The 21,309-nt window shown below is 30.2% G+C and carries 24 protein-coding genes and 1 pseudogene; 19 read left to right on the forward strand and 6 right to left on the reverse strand.

The window, feature by feature from the left end; translation table 11 throughout:
* Nucleotides 1-200: 200 nt before the first annotated feature.
* The 13 genes and pseudogenes from BN2746_RS05520 (at nt 201) to BN2746_RS05570 (ending at nt 11,946) form a co-directional block, all read left to right on the forward strand.
* Nucleotides 201-650: a GNAT family N-acetyltransferase gene (locus BN2746_RS05520; RefSeq protein WP_050756653.1), complete on the forward strand. Its 450-nt coding sequence runs from the start codon at nt 201-203 to the stop codon at nt 648-650.
* Between the two features lie 320 nt (nt 651-970).
* Complete coding sequence (locus BN2746_RS05525) at nt 971-1,207, forward strand: helix-turn-helix domain-containing protein (protein WP_055078799.1); 237 nt, start codon at nt 971-973, stop codon at nt 1,205-1,207.
* The gene (locus BN2746_RS05530; protein ID WP_055078800.1) at nt 1,194-2,216 is read left to right on the forward strand and encodes a DNA cytosine methyltransferase; all 1,023 of its coding nucleotides are present in this window, start codon (nt 1,194-1,196) and stop codon (nt 2,214-2,216) included. Before BN2746_RS05525 ends, BN2746_RS05530 begins: the two co-directional genes overlap by 14 nt.
* Before the next feature lie 9 nt (nt 2,217-2,225).
* Nucleotides 2,226-3,182 (forward strand): HaeIII family restriction endonuclease, encoded by a 957-nt coding sequence (locus BN2746_RS05535; protein ID WP_055078801.1) that lies wholly within the window; start codon nt 2,226-2,228, stop codon nt 3,180-3,182.
* 50 nt (nt 3,183-3,232) lie between these two features.
* Nucleotides 3,233-4,912 carry an AIPR family protein gene (locus tag BN2746_RS05540; RefSeq protein WP_055078802.1) on the forward strand — a complete coding sequence of 560 codons (1,680 nt, stop codon included), beginning with the start codon at nt 3,233-3,235 and terminating at the stop codon, nt 4,910-4,912.
* Nucleotides 4,913-5,499: 587 nt separating this feature from the next.
* On the forward strand, nt 5,500-6,153 hold the full coding sequence (locus tag BN2746_RS05545; RefSeq protein WP_231718326.1) for a CPBP family intramembrane glutamic endopeptidase: 654 nt from the start codon (nt 5,500-5,502) through the stop codon (nt 6,151-6,153).
* A gap of 144 nt (nt 6,154-6,297) precedes the next feature.
* Nucleotides 6,298-6,627: a plasmid mobilization protein gene (locus BN2746_RS05550; protein ID WP_055078803.1), complete on the forward strand. Its 330-nt coding sequence runs from the start codon at nt 6,298-6,300 to the stop codon at nt 6,625-6,627.
* Between the two features lies 1 nt (nt 6,628).
* A pseudogene (locus tag BN2746_RS08855) lies at nt 6,629-6,836 on the forward strand (relaxase/mobilization nuclease domain-containing protein); the annotation flags it as partial.
* Nucleotides 6,837-7,042: 206 nt separating this feature from the next.
* Nucleotides 7,043-8,119 (forward strand): YaaC family protein, encoded by a 1,077-nt coding sequence (locus BN2746_RS05555; RefSeq protein WP_055078804.1) that lies wholly within the window; start codon nt 7,043-7,045, stop codon nt 8,117-8,119.
* Nucleotides 8,119-9,165 carry a hypothetical protein gene (locus BN2746_RS05560; RefSeq protein ID WP_055078805.1) on the forward strand — a complete coding sequence of 349 codons (1,047 nt, stop codon included), beginning with the start codon at nt 8,119-8,121 and terminating at the stop codon, nt 9,163-9,165. Before BN2746_RS05555 ends, BN2746_RS05560 begins: the two co-directional genes overlap by 1 nt.
* Nucleotides 9,166-9,214: 49 nt before the next feature.
* Nucleotides 9,215-9,349: a hypothetical protein gene (locus BN2746_RS09260; protein WP_268909230.1), complete on the forward strand. Its 135-nt coding sequence runs from the start codon at nt 9,215-9,217 to the stop codon at nt 9,347-9,349.
* Between the two features lie 292 nt (nt 9,350-9,641).
* On the forward strand, nt 9,642-10,325 hold the full coding sequence (locus tag BN2746_RS05565; protein ID WP_055078806.1) for a Type 1 glutamine amidotransferase-like domain-containing protein: 684 nt from the start codon (nt 9,642-9,644) through the stop codon (nt 10,323-10,325).
* A gap of 361 nt (nt 10,326-10,686) precedes the next feature.
* Nucleotides 10,687-11,946 (forward strand): RNA-binding domain-containing protein, encoded by a 1,260-nt coding sequence (locus tag BN2746_RS05570; protein WP_055078807.1) that lies wholly within the window; start codon nt 10,687-10,689, stop codon nt 11,944-11,946.
* A 299-nt stretch (nt 11,947-12,245) separates the two neighbouring features.
* Here the strand turns inward: BN2746_RS05570 and BN2746_RS05580 are convergent, their stop codons facing one another.
* From BN2746_RS05580 to BN2746_RS05595, 4 genes are all read right to left on the reverse strand, one after another.
* Nucleotides 12,246-12,986 carry a TraX family protein gene (locus BN2746_RS05580; RefSeq protein WP_055078809.1) on the reverse strand — a complete coding sequence of 247 codons (741 nt, stop codon included), beginning with the start codon at nt 12,984-12,986 and terminating at the stop codon, nt 12,246-12,248.
* Nucleotides 12,987-13,201: 215 nt separating this feature from the next.
* On the reverse strand, nt 13,202-13,612 hold the full coding sequence (locus BN2746_RS05585) for a DUF523 domain-containing protein (RefSeq protein WP_055078810.1): 411 nt from the start codon (nt 13,610-13,612) through the stop codon (nt 13,202-13,204).
* Complete coding sequence (locus tag BN2746_RS05590; RefSeq protein ID WP_055078811.1) at nt 13,609-14,265, reverse strand: nucleoside triphosphate pyrophosphatase; 657 nt, start codon at nt 14,263-14,265, stop codon at nt 13,609-13,611. The genes BN2746_RS05585 and BN2746_RS05590 overlap by 4 nt, the downstream gene beginning before the upstream one ends.
* The gene (locus BN2746_RS05595) at nt 14,262-14,528 is read right to left on the reverse strand and encodes a chorismate mutase (protein WP_055078812.1); all 267 of its coding nucleotides are present in this window, start codon (nt 14,526-14,528) and stop codon (nt 14,262-14,264) included. Before BN2746_RS05595 ends, BN2746_RS05590 begins: the two co-directional genes overlap by 4 nt.
* 101 nt (nt 14,529-14,629) lie before the next feature.
* Between BN2746_RS05595 and fba the strand changes: the two genes are divergently transcribed.
* On the forward strand, nt 14,630-15,493 hold the full coding sequence (gene fba / locus BN2746_RS05600; protein WP_055078813.1) for a class II fructose-1,6-bisphosphate aldolase: 864 nt from the start codon (nt 14,630-14,632) through the stop codon (nt 15,491-15,493).
* A 91-nt stretch (nt 15,494-15,584) separates the two neighbouring features.
* On the forward strand, nt 15,585-15,911 hold the full coding sequence (locus BN2746_RS05605; protein WP_055078814.1) for a carboxymuconolactone decarboxylase family protein: 327 nt from the start codon (nt 15,585-15,587) through the stop codon (nt 15,909-15,911).
* Between the two features lie 81 nt (nt 15,912-15,992).
* On the opposite strand, the gene BN2746_RS05610 is transcribed toward BN2746_RS05605, so the two are convergent.
* Entirely contained in the window at nt 15,993-16,517 is a 525-nt protein-coding gene (locus BN2746_RS05610; protein ID WP_055078815.1) for an NYN domain-containing protein, read from the reverse strand.
* Entirely contained in the window at nt 16,510-17,241 is a 732-nt protein-coding gene (rlmB, locus tag BN2746_RS05615) for a 23S rRNA (guanosine(2251)-2'-O)-methyltransferase RlmB (protein WP_055078816.1), read from the reverse strand. The genes BN2746_RS05610 and rlmB overlap by 8 nt, the downstream gene beginning before the upstream one ends.
* Before the next feature lie 128 nt (nt 17,242-17,369).
* Between rlmB and BN2746_RS05620 the strand changes: the two genes are divergently transcribed.
* From BN2746_RS05620 to trkA, 4 genes are read left to right on the forward strand one after another with little or no spacing between them, the layout of a single operon-like run.
* Nucleotides 17,370-18,824, forward strand: a complete 1,455-nt coding sequence (locus BN2746_RS05620) for an alpha-amylase (RefSeq protein ID WP_055078817.1) — start codon at nt 17,370-17,372, stop codon at nt 18,822-18,824.
* The gene (locus tag BN2746_RS05625) at nt 18,817-19,335 is read left to right on the forward strand and encodes a phosphatidylglycerophosphatase A family protein (protein ID WP_055078818.1); all 519 of its coding nucleotides are present in this window, start codon (nt 18,817-18,819) and stop codon (nt 19,333-19,335) included. Before BN2746_RS05620 ends, BN2746_RS05625 begins: the two co-directional genes overlap by 8 nt.
* Nucleotides 19,322-19,936, forward strand: coding sequence for a ribonuclease H1 domain-containing protein (locus BN2746_RS05630; RefSeq protein WP_055078819.1), 615 nt, complete (start codon nt 19,322-19,324; stop codon nt 19,934-19,936). Before BN2746_RS05625 ends, BN2746_RS05630 begins: the two co-directional genes overlap by 14 nt.
* Nucleotides 19,933-21,255: a Trk system potassium transporter TrkA gene (gene trkA, locus BN2746_RS05635; RefSeq protein ID WP_055078820.1), complete on the forward strand. Its 1,323-nt coding sequence runs from the start codon at nt 19,933-19,935 to the stop codon at nt 21,253-21,255. The genes BN2746_RS05630 and trkA overlap by 4 nt, the downstream gene beginning before the upstream one ends.
* Nucleotides 21,256-21,309: the final 54 nt, after the last annotated feature.

Genomic DNA, 21,309 nt, shown 5'->3' on the forward strand with positions numbered 1-21,309 from the left:
TATGAAAGAGGGGTGTTCAATTATGAAGAATAGAAAAGTCAATTTTAAATCTGAATATCTTTTGAATACCTCGGTTATTCTGAATTGAGAAGTAGTTTGCCGTGGTTTTATAAGCCACGGCACTTTTTTTATCTTTGGTTATTCATAGATATTCATACAAGACCATTTTTAAATTATTAAAAGAGTTTATGGAGGAATTTATGATTAATCTTAGAAAAATTACAGAAGAAAACTTTATTGATGCATTTAATCTGAAATTGGGGAATGGACAGGAAAAATATGTTTCCAATCCAATCCGTAGTTTAGCCCAAGCCTATGTTTACCGTGAACAGTGTCAGCCTTTTGGAATATATGATGAAGACAAAATGGTTGGTTACGTTATGGTCATATATGATTACGATATTCCAGAATATGATATTTGGCATATGATGATTGATTATTCCAATCAGGGAAAAGGATACGGAAGAGTCGCACTTGAACAAATAATCGCTTATATTAGAGAGAAGCCCTTTGGTGATTCAAACAAAATTACACTTACTTGCAATAAGGATAACAAAGGTGCTTTGAAACTATACCATAATGTTGGATTTGCAGAAACAGGTGCGGAAGACGAGGATGAAATTGAGCTTTCTATGGTATTACAGCAATAAATCCAAGTTCGTCTAAATCATCGAATAGTGTAAAAAAAAGCACATAACTTTAAGATTATAAATCTTTTAGCTATGTGTTTTTTCTGTGCTTATTTTATATCCTGTGGAACCTTTGGTATTATTTATAAGAAAGATATTGATTATATGAGAGAAAAAATAGAAAAATTGGCAAAAGAAATATGGAATATACATTCCCTGTTATTAAGAAAATAATTATTTAATTGGTTCGAGATAAGAGAACAAAATCCTGTTAAAAGAATGGTTTTAATGGTATAATTAAAATAATATAGATAAATATAGGGAGTTGTTTCGAATATCTCATGTTGAAATTTAGTTATAAAAAATTGTTTAAAAAACTTATAGACATAGAAATGAAAAATACTGAACTTATGGAAAAGGCACAAATAAGTAAAAGTACATTTTATAAAATAAAAAAGGGACAAAATGTTACTACAGATGTGCTTTTAAGAATATGTAATACATTAAATTGTGATGTTTCAGATGTAATGGAATGTGTAGAGTCTGAAACAGAGGAGATAAAAGATGAAATTGATTAGTTTGTTTTCAGGAGCGGGTGGACTTGATTTAGGATTTCAAAAGGCTGGTTATGAGATAGTAGCAGCCAATGAATTTGACAAAACTATTTGGGAAACATATGAAAAAAACCATGAAGTAAAATTGATAAAAGGCGATATATGTAAAATACCTTCAGATGAATTTCCAGAATGTGATGGAATAATAGGTGGTCCACCTTGTCAATCATGGAGTGAAGCAGGCTCACTTAAAGGAATTAATGATCCTAGAGGACAACTATTTTATCAATATATCAGAATTTTAAAAGATAAAAAGCCTAAATTTTTTCTTGCTGAAAATGTAAAGGGAATGATGGCAAAAAGACACAACTCTGCAGTAGAAAATATAGTTTCACAGTTTGAAGAGGCTGGATATGACGTATTTATACATTTATTAAATGCAAGTGACTATGGAGTACCACAAGACAGAAAAAGAGTCTTTTATGTAGGATTTAGAAAAGATTTGAATATTAGTTTTGATTTACCTCCTAAACCATACAATTATAAGCTGACATTTAGGGACGCCATTCATGACTTAAAAGATAACGCAATCCCAGCTTTAGAAAAGAATAAAACTAATGGTGACAATTGCAATTTCTCAAATCATGAATATTTTATAGGAGCATACTCTCCAATATTTATGAGCAGAAATAGAGTGCGTGATTGGGATGAACAAGCATTTACTGTTCAGGCTTCTGGTAGACAATGTCAATTGCATCCTCAAGCTCCTAAAATGATTAAAAAAGATAAGAATAAGCAAATATTTGAACCAGGTAAGGAAGAGTTATATAGAAGATTATCTGTTAGAGAATGTGCAAGGATACAAGGATTTCCAGATGATTTTAAATTCTATTATACAAATCTAAATGATGCCTATAAGATGATAGGCAATGCAGTTCCAGTAAACCTTGCTTATGAAATGGCTAAAGCCATTGACTTAGCTTTAGAAGAACCAAATGTTTATTCTTGTCCTAAACAATTACAAATGATTTAGAGGTGTGTTATGAGTAACAAAAGTAATAACCAAGGTAGAGCTTATGAATTTGCATATTTGAATACTTTACATGAAGAAATATCAAAATATAGGGTCTCAAAAATTGAAAAAAATTCAAGCTACAGAGCTGCTGAAAAGGCGTGGAATACTTTAGAAGAATCTGAAAAAGATATGTATAAAGTAAGTGCTTTGGCAGGAACTAACGCAATTTTAGAATTAGAACCCTTAATTTTAGATGATGGAGATGATGAGTTAGAATTAAAAATCCAGACTGATCATAAGGGAAAAGACGGAGATGTAAGGGATGTTTTAATCATTAGAAAAGGTATAGAATGGGAGATTGGTCTAAGTGTAAAGCATAATCATTTTGCGGTTAAGCACAGTAGATTATCTAAAGGATTAGACTTTGGAGAAAAATGGTACGGTATAAAATGCTCTGATAAATATTGGGAAGATATAAAGCCTATTTTTGATTATTTAGAAGATGAAAAGGCAAAAGGATCAAAATGGAGAGATATTCTTAGCAAAGAAGATGATGTTTATTTACCACTTCTAAATGCTTTTAAGGATGAAATAGATAGGCAAAATAATGTTTATGGTAAAGATATTCCAAAATTAATGGTTGAGTATCTTCTTGGGGAGTTCGATTTTTACAAAGTAATTGGCATTGACAGTAAACAAATGACACAAGTTCAAAGCTATAACCTAAGAGGAACTTTGAATAAAGAAGGTAATGTACGAAAAAGAAGTGTCAAGCTACCAATAGCTTCATTACCAACAAGAATTGTAAGCTTAGAATTTAGACCGGGAAGCAAAAATACTTTGGAACTATACCTTGATAGAGGATGGCAATTTAGCTTTAGAATACACAATGCAGCAACAAAAGTAGAAACAAGTTTGAAGTTTGATATACAGATAATAGGTATGCCTACTACTATTATTTCTATAGATTGTAAGTGGAAGTAGGTAAAAACATAATAATATTGTAAAGATTTATTTTATTTATAAGGAGAATTATGGCAAATATAAATGATTTTAAATTGGTTAATAAGTATTCTAAAGATTATTTTAAGAATATAAAAACAAATAATAAAATTAATGAGAGTCAGAATAAAAGATTAGGATTTTATTTATTGATTTTAGAGTGTGTTACAGGAAATCCTAATTTAGATGATTTACAAGATTCAATAATAGATACAGAATTTTGTAAATTGGTATACAATAAAAGAAATAATGATTATGGCATAGATGCTGTATATATTGATGAAGAGAACCATACTATTAAATTATTTAATTTTAAATTTCGTGAAAGATTTAATAATGAAAAAGGTCAAAATGAAAGAAATATTTTAGATAGTTCAAAGTTTTTAATGAAATTGAATAGTGATTCTTTTACAGATGTTGATGAAATAACAAGAAATAAGATGAAACAAATTCAAAGTCGTTTTAATTCAGATGATATTTGGAAGACCGAATTATATTTGGTTTCGAATGATAGAGTTCCTTTAGCATCTGATAATAACACTTTAAATGATTTTAAGGATTCCTACGATATAAAAGTAAAACCAATTACTTTAGATGATATAGTTAGTTTTATATCAGAAAGACCAGATGCTCTATCAGCTGAGTTCATTATAGACTCTAATTCTGTACTTACTTACGAAGAGAATTCACTGTCTACTCAAAAATCGTATTTAGTAAAATTACCACTATCTACCTTGATTAGAATAACGTGTAGTAATCCAGATATAAGAAATGATAGTTCAATGAAGGATCTTTCTGAATTGAGAGATGTTAATTTAGAATTAGGGGTTTTATATGATAATGTTAGAGGATATTTAGGAAATACAAAATTTAATAAGAGTATACTAAATACACTAAAGGAAGAGCCATCAAGATTTTTTATGTATAATAACGGAATAACAATTACAGCTCAAAATATAATAATGAAGTCTATAAACGGTAAACAGAAATATTCTTGTAAGATTGATGGATTTCAGATTGTAAATGGAGGTCAATCACTACGAACTATTTATGAATACAAGAGAGAAGATTTTAATGAGGAGAATTTAGCTGCATCAGAGGTACTTGTAAGGTTATTTAAGACAGAATTTGATGAAGAATTAACTAATAATATTGCAGAATACACAAATAGCCAAAATGCAATTTCATCAACAGATCTAAAATCAATAAGTAATTTACAAATACAAATTGAAAAGTATCTAGAGACTGAGGATATTAATTATATTAGGAAAGCTGGTGATGTTAAATCTAAGGACAGAAATTTCAATTTTAGAATAACTATGGAAAGATTAGCACAGTTAATATATTCTTACAAAGGTTATCCTGACAGAGCTACTAATCAAAAATCTCAGCTTTTTGAGAGATACTATGATGATATATTTGATAAATATAAACTTGATTTTGACTTATATGTAAATTTAGTAAAGTACTATGAAAAAGTAGAGGATTTTTATGGAAATTCTAATTATAAAAGTTATAATCAAAAATATTTGTATGTAATTTTTCTTAAGGGATTATACAAAGAAGAACCAATAAACAAATTTGTTGATGTAATCGAATCCACTTTAAAAGATTATAAAAAAGATGAAAATTTATCTGATGCTAGAAAGTTAATACAAAAAGGATTTAAAAAATTATTATTTGATAATGCGAAAAGTCATTTTGAATTTTAATATCAATAATTATCAACTTATTTTTTTTATAATAAATATTTTGGATTACAAATTAATTAATATTGCTGTATAAATAGCAACACAATATTATGGACTTAATCAATAATTTTAAATCATTGAATACCAATAGATTTTCATTTTGGTTACAGTAAAATCTTATTTGTTTCATAGTGAAAAAATAATATTGGAAGGATATCTCACAGATAGTGTATAAATGCAAACATAATTCATTATATAATTAATTTTCCGGCACTGGGACTGGAACGGGACTAAAAATTTGAAAACGTCCTATAATTATATGGATTTGGTGATATTATAAAAAATAGAATCTTTCATTTTGAATGGTTTCGGATATATTGTACATTTGGAAAAGAAGAATGGGAATAGAGTAACAAGTATGTTTCTGCTATAAAACTGTTAAAAATACAGTATTTCAGCGTTTTGTAGGAGCAAAAAACTCCTTAGTGATACTGTTTTGATACTAAAAAGGTAAAAAGTAGGCTCAAAAGGGAGTTGTTTAATTTAGGTGAATTCTTTAAAGCCTTCTATCATTTTGGTTGGAGGCTTTTGTGGAAATGGTGTGAATGATGAATTGGGACGAGCGTATAGACAATAAATATATCAAATTAAATATCTTTCCAATTATTGTTGAGGTACTGTTTGTATTAGCATGTTTGCTACTTCAAGGGTATTTTATATACATCAATTTTTTGTTTTATATAGTATTAGCAATTTATTTTTTGTTAAGAGAAGATTTTTCCATTCAAGAATGGTTGGATTCCTTTAAAGGAGGAAAAAATTTTTGGAAGCAGGTAGCGTTGACGATATTGTTCTTTTGTCTTGCTTTTGTATTTACAAATATCTTAGAAAATATGTTCCCATATCTTAATACGGGAATGATAAATTTAAAAGTGGATAATTGGTTGAAGCTTGTTCTGTTTATAAGCTCTACAATAGTCTTACCCCCAATAGTAGAAGAAGTATTTTATAGAAAAAATCTTACATCTTTTAAAAATAGGAAAATTTTAATTTTGACAACACTATTTAGTATACTTGCATATGCTTTAGAGCATACATATGCAATTTGGGGGATTTTCTTATGCATGATATGGGCTTTACCGTTAAGCATTTCCTACATTAAAACGAAAAACATATATGTTACAATTACAGCACATTTTATATGTAATGTTATTGTGAACGGGATTGTTGTTGTAAAAATATTTAATTTTTGGCTGCATTGATTATCCTTATAAAATAAATTGAATAATAGTTCCAAGTGGTTTACATTTGGACAAAAAATTAGACCGTAGTTAAAAGCTGCGGTCTTTTTGCGTACATATTTTATTTTAAAAACATCTTTTTATTAAAAATAAAACAATTAACTTATTAAAATATATTTAACAAATGAAGAAAAAGAAATCTTTGAAAAGAAAATGAAACTTGCAAATTGCAAAACCATGTCCCACTTTTTGAGAAAATGTGTATTAGAAAAAGAAATATATATTGTAGATTTAAAACCATTTAGAGATCTCCAATGGCTACTTTTAAATGCAACAAACAATATAAACCAGATTGCAAAAGCAACTAATACAACTGGTGTTATTTTCAAGAATGAAATTGAATCAATGAACAAAGAAATAGAAAAATTATCAAGAGAAATATGGCAGATCCATTCTCTACTTCTTAATAAATCAAAAGAAAGTTCTGGTGATTAATATAGTAATTACAAAAATATACACTATAAAATCAGCTGTAAATTTGGCAATAGACTATATAATTAAGAGTGAAAAAACTGATGAAAAAAATCTTGCTATCTTCACTCAAATGTCACCCATCTACTAAACACAATCAATTTATCAAAACACGAGAAGACAATGATACTAAAGGTGCAGTTTTGTCTGGGAATCTAGTACAATCTTTTATTTTATGAAAGTTTAATTCATAAAAGCTTATTTATTATTTTTTAAAGGATGAAAAATGGACTTTGCAATAGTCCTATCATAAAAAGACTAGTAGTTAAACTAAGGTTTAGTAGAGATGCAACACTTTTTTAAATGAAATAAAGATTTTATCTGATATAATAATAAGTAATAACTTGAGGTTAATGTTTGATAAAAATGAGGGAAAATAATGAAAATAAAAAGAATTTATTCAGAACAACCAGAAGTTGAAATTTGGGAGAATTTATTAAAATATACCTACCCAGAAAATATAAAAAAATATTTCAGTAAGAATCATAATAGCCAGCCATCAGATGATTTAATAAATATAATCTCTGGATCTTTATCACAAGCTTATGAATATTTTAGTCTTTCAAGAAAGTCTAGTTTACAAGTTTCTCCTTTATTAATATATTATGGTTCTACTAATCTGATTCATGGAACTCTGTGTTTAGTATTTGGTAAATTATTAAAAATTAGAAATCATGGGATGAAGTTAAGAAAACTTTCAGGAATAGATAGAATTGGGGACGTAACATTAAATATCAATGATAATAAAACTGGTGGATTATCAATATTTATAAATGAGTATAACTCTTATAAACAAGAATTCTCATCTAATATCGAATGGTCTTTTGAAGAAATTGCTGGTTCGATTGTTGAGTTATCAAATGACTTTTCAGATCTTTATGGACAAGAGAATATTCATGCGATACCAATAAAAGAAATCATATTAGATAATGAAGTTCAGTATCGAGTTAATCTAGATATTTTTAATGAGAAACAAGTAACGACCCTATTAAAATCAATTCCAGACTTTAGTAAAAGTTATTTTCCTTTCGAAAAAAATAGAAATAATGAATTGATTATTAGAAAGAGAATTCATGGTCAGAAGCTACATGAAGTAACAACCATGGGAGAAAGTTTTTTTCTTGCTGGTTATATGAAAGATGGTAAACAAATTTCTTTTCCATATTTTTCATTATTCTTAATGTTGTTATTCATGTTGGGAATGTTATGTAGATATAACCCAGAATTTTGGAATCCATTTGTAGAAAGAGATAATAGTGGAGAAAGAAATTTCGTAGAGAAGCTTATTAGAGTATCTAGACGACAGCTTCCAAATTTAATGTTAGATTTATTAACAGGTGAAAAAAATATGTATAACATGCACTTCGACTTAAATGAGGACAAGCGTAAAAATTTAAGTGAAGAAGATATAAGAGAACTAATTGAAGCGGAATTAAATTTGAGGAGGTTACCTTGATGAGTACTTATCTGGAATATATGTTTAAACTATGTAAAGAGATTAGAAATATAGATCTCTCTAAAGATCTCCAAGAACAAATTTCAAAAATGAAGGAAACGGGGGAATATTTTTCGAATCAATCTTTGCTTCTCCAAGGGATACGAAATGAATCTGATTTTTATATTGTATTAATAATGAATGAATTAAGCAAACAAACTGATTCTAAAGATAATTTTCTCAGATCTGTTACCCCTTTAAGTCAAATAGAGCTTGAAATATTTAAAAAGTCACATAATGTTATGAAATACTTTTATGAACAAAGTTTAAAATCGATAGGAAATATACCTGAAAACTTAAAAGTAGCATTAAGTCCAACATCTAAATATAACTTTAAACTTCCATACTCAACTGATTTAGATATTTCGACTATTATAGACATAGAAATGTTCGAGGACGTCTTCAATTATTGGAAGAGAAGTAATCTTAGACGAATTTATGAGAAAGAAATAATTAAATATGAATCTCTATTAAATGAGATAGGGGTTGAGCAAATAATCCAATTATTATATGCAGTAGGTAACGAAATTGATAAATCTGGATATAAAAATGTCCCTAACAGTTTAAAAGATTTACTAGGTTATAATGAGTCATATTCTCAGCGAGATAGTAGAGGAGTGTTAAGGTTTTTCTATCTATTATACTCTATTAAAACGATAATCGATATTAGCACGGACTTTTTAGCTATGGCATTTAAAGGGATAAAGATGGGAGTAGTAGGGGAAGAAAATGTTATCTCTATTAAATCTAATTTTTCTAATATACTTCGAGATGGAAGGGATTTTATTATTTATCCAGGATTGAAGAAAGATCCAGAAGTGAGTGATTTAGTTGTTATTGAGGAGAATTTATATAATAAAAAAGAATTTGGCTATTGCACAGCGGTTCGCCAAAGTTTTATGAATGAGAATGGAAGAACTCTAGAGTGTAGAATTAGTGTAATTGATGAAGAAATGAATCCATTTAATTATATAGATTCACTATATGGTAGGCAAATATGGAGGTAAGAAAGAATTTATACAATAACATTTGATTACACTAAGTTTTGGATACTAATTGAATAAAAGTTTACAAATTAATAAAACACAAAAGAATAGCAATAGAAAACGTGATTCTATTTACTACTATGATTATCTTAATAAAATTCAAGACGATGCTAATAGAGCAGTTCTAATTAAAGAAGCTATGTAAGTTATTGAAGATTAGTTTGAAAAAATAGTATTATATTACAAAAAGAAGTATATGGACAATTAGCTCTAGATGATCATAAAGAATTGCTTTCAAACATAATAAGAAAAACTTTTATATTCTTGAAACCCCGATTTTAGATATATTTAGTGTAATAAATGAATATTTCCTAATGGGATTTTTGAATATGCTTGTGGGTTTCGTATTATAATATTATAGAGGAAAAGAGATATATAAATATAAGAAGCTCAAGACTTTTACTAAAGGAAAAAATTTTAAAAATAGGAGGAATTTTATGATTATAGCTATTGGAGGCGGAGAAGTAGCCTTAAATGAAACTTACGAGATAGATAAATTTATTGTTGAGTCATCAAAAAAAGAAAAACCAAATTTTCTATTCATTCCGACAGCAAGTAAAGATGCTGAGTCTTATGTAACAATTATTAATAAATTATATGGGGAGTTAGGATGCAAAACTGACACCTTGTATTTATCAAACACAAAAGTAAATACGGAAGAGGTTAATCAAAAGATTGAAAATGCAGACATTATCTATGTAGGCGGAGGCAATACTCAATATATGATGAAAGTTTGGCAAGAATGTGGTGTAGATAAAGCGCTAATTAGAGCTTATAAAAACGGCAAAGTACTCTCCGGCTTAAGTGCAGGCTCTATATGTTGGTTTATTTTAGGACATAGTGATAGTGAGTTCATAGAAGATATTGAAAACCCAAAACCTATATGGGTTAAAGGCTTAGGCATTATTCCCTATTTGCATTGCCCTCATTATGATGAGCCTGACAGAGTAGGTTTTGATGAGTTTTATGCTGGACAGCTAACAGATGCGATTGCAATTGAAAATCAGGTAGCAATTGTTTGGGATAATTATGAGATTAACGTTATTAAATCTAACCATAGTAAAAACGCATATAAACTTTCTTGGAGTGACAAAGTTTTGAGTAAAGAAGTTTTATTTTAAGTTTTTATCTGGTGCTGGTATGGGGATTGGATTAAAAATCTGAAAATATCCAATAATTAGGTGGATAGTGATATAGTAAAATTAGAATCTAGTATTTTGAATGATTTGAGATATATCGGACATTTGAAAAAGAACGGAGGTAGTAGTTTGTCATAAAAATGGATAAATAAACTTATTTCATAGCCCTAGTTGCGGCGTACTTGTTGTACGCTTCACTGTGGGCTTTTTTAGATTGCGTATGGTTAATTAACGCAAAAACAAAAATACGTTAAAGTACAACGCAAAAGTGCAACGTAAAAAAATACGTTGCACTTTTACGTTGTTTTTGTTACGATAAGATCATGGAGGTGAGGATATTATCATGAGAGAAACTTATAATATAGAATTTAAGTCGAAATTATCCGATAGTTTTTTAAAAACAGTTAGTGCATATGCAAATTATAATGATGGAATTATTCAATTTGGAGTGGATGATAATGGTGAATCTTTGCATATTAGCAATTTAAAAGAATTGGCATTAAGGATAGAGAACAAAATAAATGATAGTATCAATCCAATACCAGAGTATAGCATTGAAATAGATGAACATAATGAAATTGTTTTACTAAAAGTATATGAAGGGGAGTTAAAACCCTATTTTTACAAGGGTAAGGCATATATGAGAAGAGATTCTTCAAGTCTACCTGTAGACGATAGGGAAGAATTAAAAAGACTTATACTAGAGGGAATGAATCAAAATTATGAAGATTTGCCATCTAATAATCAGAACTTATCCTTTAGCATTTTAGAAAGTTCATTACAAGAAAAGATGAATATTGATAGCCTAAGTATAGATATCTTAAAAACATTAGGACTATATGATGATAAAAAGGGTTATAACATTGCAGCGCATATTATATCGGATGAAAATAATTACAAAATGCTTGATATTGTTAAGTTCGGAGCTAATATTAACGAATTTAAAGAAAGAGTTATAATTGAAAATACTTCTATACTTAGTGCCTATTATCAAACGATAGAAGTGTTTAATAGGTATTTTAAGTATGAAAAAATTGATGGATTTGTTAGAAAAACAATTGAGCTTATACCTGAAGATGCTTTCAGAGAGGCAATAGCAAATGCGCTTGTTCATAGAGATTGGAGTATATCTGCACCGATTAAAGTTGAATTGCATGATCAATATATCGACATATCATCCCCGGGTGGTTTACCTAAGGGAATAAGCAGTGAAGAATATATTAGTGGTCAAATTTCTATTCTCAGAAATGAGAAAATAGGAAGTTTATTTAATAGAATAGGGTTAATAGAAAAATTTGGAACGGGGATAAGAAGGATAAAATACTTATATCAAGGAAGAGCTAGACAACCTCAGTTTGAAATTTATCCTAATTCAATAATGGTTAGGCTGCCTATTCTTATTGATGAAGTAGAAGGAATAAGCAAAAATGCGTCTACTATATTACAAAAAATACCTCGAAATAAAGAATTAAGTAGAATGGAAATTGAAAAAATAACAGGTTTTGATAAATATAAGACCCTTAGAGAATTGGAGCAACTAATAAGTGAGGGCTTAGTTAAGAAAGTAGGACGAGGTAGGGGAACAAAGTATATAAAGATATAGATAAGCTAAAAGTATTAGTCATGACAAAAATATGTTGAGTCATATAAAGCGTATACGTTTAAGTGCAACGCAAAAGTGCAACGTAAAAAAATACGTTGCACTTTTGCGTTTTTTTGTTCCTTCTTATATCCATTTGGAATTAACAACAAACCATCAATCATTTCGCTATTGTAATAATCATTATATTCCGCTATAGCTCTTTTCATAACCATAAAAAACTTCATTTTTTAACCTTCTAAAGAATGTTTCCATTATGGAGTTATCATAACAATTTCTTGAAAAAACAACTTTTGAAAATATCAGAAAAAATAAACTCTTATCAATCCTAATATAAATAGATGTACAGGATAGAAGAAATAAAAGAACCACTTAGAGAATTTCTTTCCTTTATTCATTCTTTTGCCATTATAAAAATAAATGATTGCAATTCCGGCAAGTGCAATACCCAACATACTTTCTAATGCGTAAATTATGTTTGTTTTTAAAGAAAATCTTCCAATACCGCCTAAAAAATTGATAGCTCCAAATAACAACATTGAAAGAGCAAATGCATATTTGATTTTAATTTTTGAATTACGACTCCAAATAAATAACAATGTAAATATAGGAGCTAATAATGCCCAGTCTGAAATCATAGATAGCAAAATCAACCCTAACACACAGATTATTTTTAAAACTATATTTGACACTTTTTCAACTACAGTTATAATACAAAAACAAATAAATAGGGTAAATAGCATATTAAGTCCTTGAAATTCAAGCATCCCACTTTTAGTAAAAGCTAAACAATATGGAAATTCAGAAATCAAAGCAAATATCAACAATCTGGTTGCATAATTCTTTTTTGAATGCGTATAGTGATATCCTTCAACAAGAAAGTAACACATTACAATTGCTGAAAAATATCCAAAATCTAAAAAAAGCTCTGACCATAAATTTCCTGACTTCATAAAAATCGTTGATATATGATTCAACAGCATTAAAAACATAGCTATATATTTAATAGCATCCCGATTAAGTATTTTATATTTATCAATCATACCATTTCTACCCTTTGTATTAATTTCTGCTTTTTTAACAAAAGCAACATATCTTTCTTATGTGAAAAACTGTAAACTATTTAAATTTTTTTAAAACAGACTCCAAGAGAATAAATTCAAATTTCATTTATTTAATTATACCATGTACAATTCATCCATTCTACTTATATTTTCCCGAAGAGTCTTAAAAAGACCGTGATGTATCTTGCGGTCTTTTATATGCTTATAACTTCTATTTCATTTTCTTCTAAGAGTTTAGTGACAATTCCATCTCCATCTATAAGTACTCCGGAAAAGCTTCCGTCATAAATTTTTCCTTTACCACATGATGGACTTTTTGCCTTCAAGTATGCTTTTTTTATATTATACATCTTACAGAGTTTTAAAGTTTCGTTAGCGCCATCTAAAAATTCTTTTGTTAAATCAACTCCGTCAATATTATAAACGCTACCGCCTTTTATTTCGCAGGGCTTTCTTGGTGTTGGGAGTCCTGCAGCTTGTTCGGGACAAAATGGAATAATATTGTATTTTGAATTTAGTTCTTCGAATATATTTTTTGAACTCTTTTTGTCATATCTTGTTTTTAGTCCAATTAGGCACGAGCTTACAAGTACATTTTCTTTCATAGTTTAATGCTCCTTAAAAGTTCTACAAGTGGAAGGCCAACAATATTGTAGTAGTCACCATAGATTGAATCAATAAGTACTTTGTCGACTTCTTTTATATTGTATGAACCTGCCTTATCAAGTGGGGACTTTGAGTTTACGTAGCTATCTATAAAATTGTTTACAAAGTCACTTTCTTTTACAAATTTTACTCCTGATACTACATAGAAATGTTTATAATCTGTCAGATTATTCAAAAGACAAACCGCTGTGCATACATAGTGATAGTTACCAAGCAGTGAATGTAGTGTAGTTTTAGCGTTACTCAAGTCACTTGGCTTCCCCAAAATATTTTTATCAGTTATTACAACAGTGTCTGCTGATAGTATTAGGCCGTCTCTTTTCTTATTATAGACTGCAATTGCCTTTTGAAGTGCTACCTCAGAGGTGGTTAAAAAACTATTTTTAATAAAATTGTCATTGTTATTTTTTTGGAAATTTTCTATTATTGATTTTTCGTCAATTTCTGGTTTAATTATTTCAAAATATTTTATAAATTCGGATACTAATTCCACTCGCCTTGGTGATGAGGAACCTAAAATAAATTTATCAAATTCAAATCGTTCGTGATCTTTGATTATAAAAGTTCCAATATTATCTAATTCAAAACTCATCTTTTAATCTCCAGTTGATAATTTTTTGAAATTCTTAAAATATTCTCAAATAAATCTTTTGAATACTCAAAATATTCATATGGAGTTTCGTTTTTTAATTTTTTAAAAATCATATCTTCTCTATTTTTATCTAAAATATCCATTTTATTTAATTCTTTTTCTTTATATATTTCTTCAACCAGTCCAAGTCTTTTTATAAAGAGTTTATTAAGTTCTTCATCTATTGAATCGACTTCAGATCTCAAATTATTTAATCTATTCATAGTACCTCCTTAAATTAATTATAGCACAGCAAAGGTTTATGATTAATACGGCTTTTGTTAGGGTATGTTATTATATAGTTATAAAATATTAGGAGGTAGTCATGTTAGTATCAGCAAAAGAAATGTTAGATAAGGCATATAGTGAAAATTATGCGGTTGGACAGTTTAATATTAACAACTTGGAGTGGACAAGAGCAATTCTTGAAACAGCTCAAGAACTAAATTCACCTGTTATTTTGGGAGTATCTGAAGGAGCAGGAAGATACATGGTAGGATTTAAAACAGTTGTTAAAATGGTTGAAGGAATGGTTGAAGAACTTAATATTACAGTGCCTGTAGCAATTCATCTTGACCATGGTACTTATGAAGGTGCAAAAAAAGCTATTGAAGCTGGATTTACTTCTGTAATGTTTGATGGATCTTCCTATCCAATTGAAGAAAATATTGAAAAGACAAAGGAAATTGTCGAAATTGCACATGGCAAAAAAATTTCTGTTGAAGCAGAAGTTGGAGCTATTGGTGGAGAAGAAGACGGAGTTGTTGGTGGAGGAGAAATCGCAGATCCTAAAGAATGTAAGATGATAGCAGATCTTGGAATAGATTTTTTAGCTGCAGGAATTGGAAACATTCACGGAGTATATCCTGAAAATTGGAAGGGACTTGATTTTGAAGCACTTGAAAATATAAAAGCTGAAGTTGGTGAAATGCCTCTTGTACTTCATGGTGGAACAGGAATACCTGCTGATATGATTAAAAGAGCTATTGAACTTGGAGTTTCAAAAATAAATGTAAATACTGAATGTCAAATAGAATTTGCCAAGGAAACCAGAAAGTACATTGAAGATGGACTGGACAAAGTAGGCAAGGGATTTGACCCAAGAAAATTATTAAAGCCAGGTACTGAAGGAATCAAAAGAGTTGTTAAAGACAAAATGGAATTATTTGGTTCTGTGAATAGAGCATAGTTAAATTAAAAAGAACAACATATAAATTAACAAATTTTAAAATAACTGATATAATAAAGAAGAGCTAAAAATTTTATATCAGGAGGAAAATATGAAATACGAAAAAGACTATGAAGATCAAAATCAAAGAATGAGTTATTTAATGGAAAACTCAAAATTAACTTCAGCTGTTATGGGTTCTGTTAGTGCAAATATGAAAGACGGAGCACTTAGTTTAAAAGAAAAAGAATGTGTTATGCTTGGTATTGCAATAGCTATTAGATGCCCAGATTGCATAAGAGCACATGCTAAGAACTGTAAGGATGTGGGACTAACAGAAGAAGAGGTTATCGAAGTTGTAGAAGCTGCAGTTGCAATGGGTGGAGGACCTTCTTTCGCATTCGGTTCATACGCAGTTGATGTATTTAAGAGTTTATAATTAAAATAAAATTTTAACCACCGGATCACCCGGTGGTTTGCTTTTTATATTTACCAAATAAGGTTATGAAGATATTTTTAACTATTTTATTTTTTTTGCAATTTCGTCGAGTATATTTTTCATATTTTCGTCTAATGTAACCATGTTTTTATTTTGATAGTCTGGTTCTTTTATTTTCATTCTGCGAATTTGATTTTTTAAGTTTTTGTATTCCACAAGTAACTCTCTTGATGATAGTCTTGTTCCCCCTCGGCTGAGTATGGTTTGTTGTATGAGGTTGTCATCTGTTGCAACTCTTATAACATCTCTTTTTCCAGTAAGATCCAACACCCTCTCGATGTATTGGTCAGCGGTTTCTTTCTGTTTTGTAAAGTAAACTTTTATATTTTTATATTCCCTTTCGCCGATGGTTCGTTCTCCAGTAGCAAGGTAGGCGTCAAATACAAGATACACTTTTTCATCCCCCAGTGACTGATACTCTGAAAGTATATTAATAAGTTCTTCTCTTGCGGCGTCAAGGCTGATGTTATCTTTTATGGCGATAAGCTTTGGCCATGCGTTTATAATATTGTATCCATCTACAAAGATGATTTTCTTTTTAAACATCTCTTTGCCTTAGGACCTCATAGCAAACTATGGCACATGCGTTGGATGCGTTTAGAGAAGTTATTTTTCCACGCATAGGTATCTTGATTAGGTCGTCACAATTTTTCTTTATCTGCATAGAGATTCCCTTGCCTTCATTTCCTATAACAATTGCAATTGGTCCTGTTAAATTTGTTTTATTGTAATAATTTTTTGCATCGCCATCTGTACCGTAGACAAAAATATTTTTTTCTTTTAGCTCGTCAATAGTTCTATTTATATTTGTCACTTTAGCCACTTTTAAATAGTTACAAGCTCCAGCAGAGGATTTATAAACTGTTGAGTTGATGCTTGCAGATCTCCTCTTTGGGATAATCACACCGTGAACTCCTGCTGTTTCAGAACTTCTTATGATTGCACCCAGGTTATGTGGATCTTCAATCTCATCAAGTATCACTATGAAAGGATCTTCGTTTCTATTTTTTGCTTCCTTTAAAATATCATCAACTGAGGAATATTCAAATGAGGATATCAAAGCGATAACTCCTTGATGAACTTCTCCATTTGCCATATTGTCCAAAGTTTTTTTATCCACAGTCTTTATAACAACATTTTTATTTTTTGCCCGTCCAATTACCTTTTCTATAGAGCCCTTTAAATTGCCCTTTTGAATATATAGCTCTTCGACTTTGCCGGTGTTTAAAGCTTCTAAGCAGGCGTTTCTTCCATATATTAAATCTTCCATGTTATCTTCCTTACTCAATTTGTATTACTTTCTAAACTTTATTATTTTTTTCATCTTAATTTGACATATATATTATATCATTCTTTTAATATCTAAAGGGATATTATACAATAATGATGGAGGTAATTATGGAAAACGCAGTTATATTACAGGGATTTGAATGGTACTTGCCAGATGATGGCAATCATTATAATAAATTAAAGGAGATGGCAAAGCACTTTGCTGAAGTAGGTTTTAATGCAGTGTGGCTTCCGCCTTTTTGTAAAGCCACTGGAACTAATGATGTGGGATATGGAATTTATGATCTGTATGATCTTGGAGAGTTCGATCAAAAGGGAAGTGTTAGAACTAAATATGGTACGAAAGAGGAACTTATTTCAATGATAGAAACTCTTCATGAAAATAATATTGCAGTCTATGGAGATATTGTTTTAAATCACAAGGCTGGAGCTGATGAAGAGGAAACTTTTAAAGCCATCCAAGTTGATGAAGTGGATAGAAATAAAGAAATTGGAGAGCCTCACGACATTAAGGCTTGGACCAGGTTTACTTTTCCAGGAAGAAATGGAAAATATTCAAAATTCATATGGTTTTTTGAACATTTTTCTGGTGTGGATTACGACTCTTTAAATGACGTTAAAGGTGTATTTAAAATTGTTGGCGATGGAAAGGGATGGGACTGGGGAGTGTCCAATGAAAAGGGCAACTTCGACTATCTTATGTTTGCAGACATAGATCACAATCACCCTGATGTAAAAGAAGAACTTTTCAACTGGGGATACTGGATTATTGATGAACTTAATCTTGATGGAATGAGGTTTGATGCCTTAAAACATATTGGCGACAAGTTTATTTTAGATTTTTGCAACCACATTAAGGCAAAGGAAGATTTAAAGGAAGACTTTTATCTATTTGGTGAATATTGGTTAAACGATCCAAATACAGTTAATGGATATCTATATGACACTAAGTACGATTTAGATTTATTCGACGTTGGACTTCACTATAATATGGTGGAAGCTTCAAAGAACGGAGACTACGACATAAGGCAAATTTTTGACAATACTTTGGTTAAAGAACATCCAACCATAGCTGTTACATTTGTGGACAACCACGACTCACAGCCTGGGCAGGCCCTTGAATCTTTTGTAGAGAATTGGTTTAAAAAGATTGCCTATGGAATAATCCTCTTACAAAAGGACGGTTATCCAACTGTGTTTTGGGGAGACTACATGGGCATGGGAGAACCTGTAAACTCAGATGGACATAAAGATATGATTGAAAACCTTATGTATATTAGACGTGAGTTTGCATACGGAGAACAAGATATGTACTACGAGTCAGATAAACTTATAGGATTTGTAAGGCGTGGCGATGAAAAACACTCAAAAAAACTTGCGGTGCTAATTTCTACTGGAGATATGGCAACATTGAAGATGTTTGTAGGAAAAGAGGAAGCAGGAAAGATTTATAAAGAATACACTGGAGACAATTCAAATGAAATAATCATTGACGAAGAAGGCTTTGGTGAATTTGAAGTAGGTCCAGGAACTATAACTTGTTGGAGTGAGAAAAATGAATAAAAACAAAACCAGAAATATTACACATTATTCTATGGAAGAGCTTCGTGAGGCTACTCATAAAAAGCTTCACGACAGAGACGTTCACGTGCAGGACATTGCAGACATTGTATATGAATTACAAAAGGATTACTTCGAAGACCTAACTCCTGAAATTTGTAGAGACAATGTTATGGCGGTGCTCTCAAAAAGAGAAGTTTGTCATGCAATACTAACAGGGATTGCTTTAGATGAAATGGCTGAAAAAAATCTACTTGAAGACCCACTTCTTACGATTGTAAAAAATGATGAAGGGCTTTATGGAATTGACGAAATAATTCCACTTTCAATTGTAAATATATATGGTTCAATTGGCCTTACAAACTTTGGATATCTCGATAAGGAAAAAATTGGAATCATAAGGGACTTGGATGAAAATAAAAATCCTAAGACGGAAGTGAACACCTTTATGGACGACATTGTGGCGGCTATTGCAGCCGCAGCAGCAAGTAGGCTTGCCCATGGCAGGAAATAACTTTTACGCTGTTAAAGTGGGAAGAAATCCTGGTGTATATAGAACTTGGGATGAATGTAAAAGAGAAACTGCAGGGTTTAGCGGAGCAATTTATAAAAAGTTTAAAACGAAAGCAGAGGCAGAGAACTTCATTAATGGAGAAAAATCATTAAATAGAGAAGTGGAACACCATGATGTTTTTGATGACGAATTAGTTGTGTATGTTGATGGCTCATACAATGTTAAAACCAATGTGTGTGGCTATGGTGTGGTGTTTTTACTAAAACACGAAGTTAAAGAACACTTTGGAAGGGTTCAAAGGCCAGAATATGCACAATATAGAAATGTTACTGGCGAAATTTATGCAACCATATATGCAATAAAAAAAGCTATAGAAATGGGATTTAAAAAAATCCATATTCACTATGACTACGCAGGCATCAGTGCATGGGCCTTGGGAAATTGGAAGACCAACAATGAACTTACAAGTTCTTATAGCAGGGAGTTTAGCAGTCTAAAAAAGAATATAGATGTAAAATTTATTAAGGTAGAGTCCCATACTGGAGTAAAATATAATGAACTGGCAGATAAATTGGCAAAAAAAGGCGCGGGAGTACAATGAAAATATTAATTGTAGGTGCAGGAAAACTTGGTGTTTACTTAGCGAGCTTTCTTGATAAAAAAGGTCATGACATAGATATAATTGAAAAGGATAAAGACAGATTAAATCGTGTTTTAAAGTACAATACATTTAACATAACTCTTGGAGATGCAACTGATACAAGAGTCTTGGAAGAGTCAGATATTGAAGATGCCGATGTGTTTATAAGTACTACATCTAACGGAGAGATGAACATGATACTTTGTCTTATGGCAAAGAAACTCGGTGCAAAGAAGACCATTTGTATTTGCGATAATGATAAATATTTAGATCATGTAGAGTTTATGGGAGAGATATTGAAAATAGATTTGATTATAAATCAAAAACTTGAAACTGCAAGATACATTCTTCGTGAAATCTATTCTCCAGAAGTTATTAGAGTTGATACTATTGACCACGGTAAGTTGCGTATGGTGGAGATGAAAGTTGGAGAAAAAGACGAAATGGCATCTCATAGTCTTTTGGAACTTTCTAATATCCTTCCTAAGAACATGCTTGTGGCAGGTATTTCTCGTGATGCAAAAGTTATTATTCCAAGGGGAAATGACAGAATTATTGAAGGTGACATTATACATCTTATCTCAAGTAATGATAATTTTATAAAATTTTTTGGTAGACGAAATGGAATTTCACCAGGAGAGACTTTTTTTATAATTAGTGGAGGACTTTTAACCTATTTCCTTGTTGAAAGACTGGAAAGATTTGGCCACCAGGTCAAGGTGTTAGAAAAAGACAAAGACTTAATCAATCTTTTAAGGCGCGACTTTCCAAATTGTGAAGCTGTGTATGACGAGGGTTTTGACATCAATGCTTTAGAAAGGGAAAATATTACAGATTATGAAAATCTGATTTTACTTTCAAAGACAGATGAAATAAATTTTGCACTTTCACAAATTGCTAAAAATATAGGAGTTAAGAAGATTTATGCAAATATATATAGCAAGGATTTGTTAAAAGATATTTCTTCAAACTTTATCGACTTGGCATTTTCGGAACAGGAAGTCGTATTGAATATAATTAAAAACTTTATTGAGATTAACGATAGCTTTGAAGATGCAAAGGTGGGGACTCTTAAAAATATTTCTAAGTCAAAGATAAAGATTGAAGAAGTGATAGCAGATAAGGATAGTAAATACGTGAACAGGATGATTTCTGATATCCATATGCCAGAAGATAGGTTAATTGCCTTTGTATCAAGAAAAAATAAAATATTGATTCCTAATGGAGACGATATAATAAAACCTAAGGATGTTCTTATAATAATTTCAGAAAGAGTATAGAAAAAAATCATGCAATAAGATTTAAAATCTTGTATAATTTCATATGTAATAAAT

The sequence above is a fragment of the Lagierella massiliensis genome (assembly GCF_001407835.1).
Classification (GTDB): Bacteria; Bacillota; Clostridia; order Tissierellales; family Peptoniphilaceae; genus Mediannikoviicoccus; species Mediannikoviicoccus massiliensis.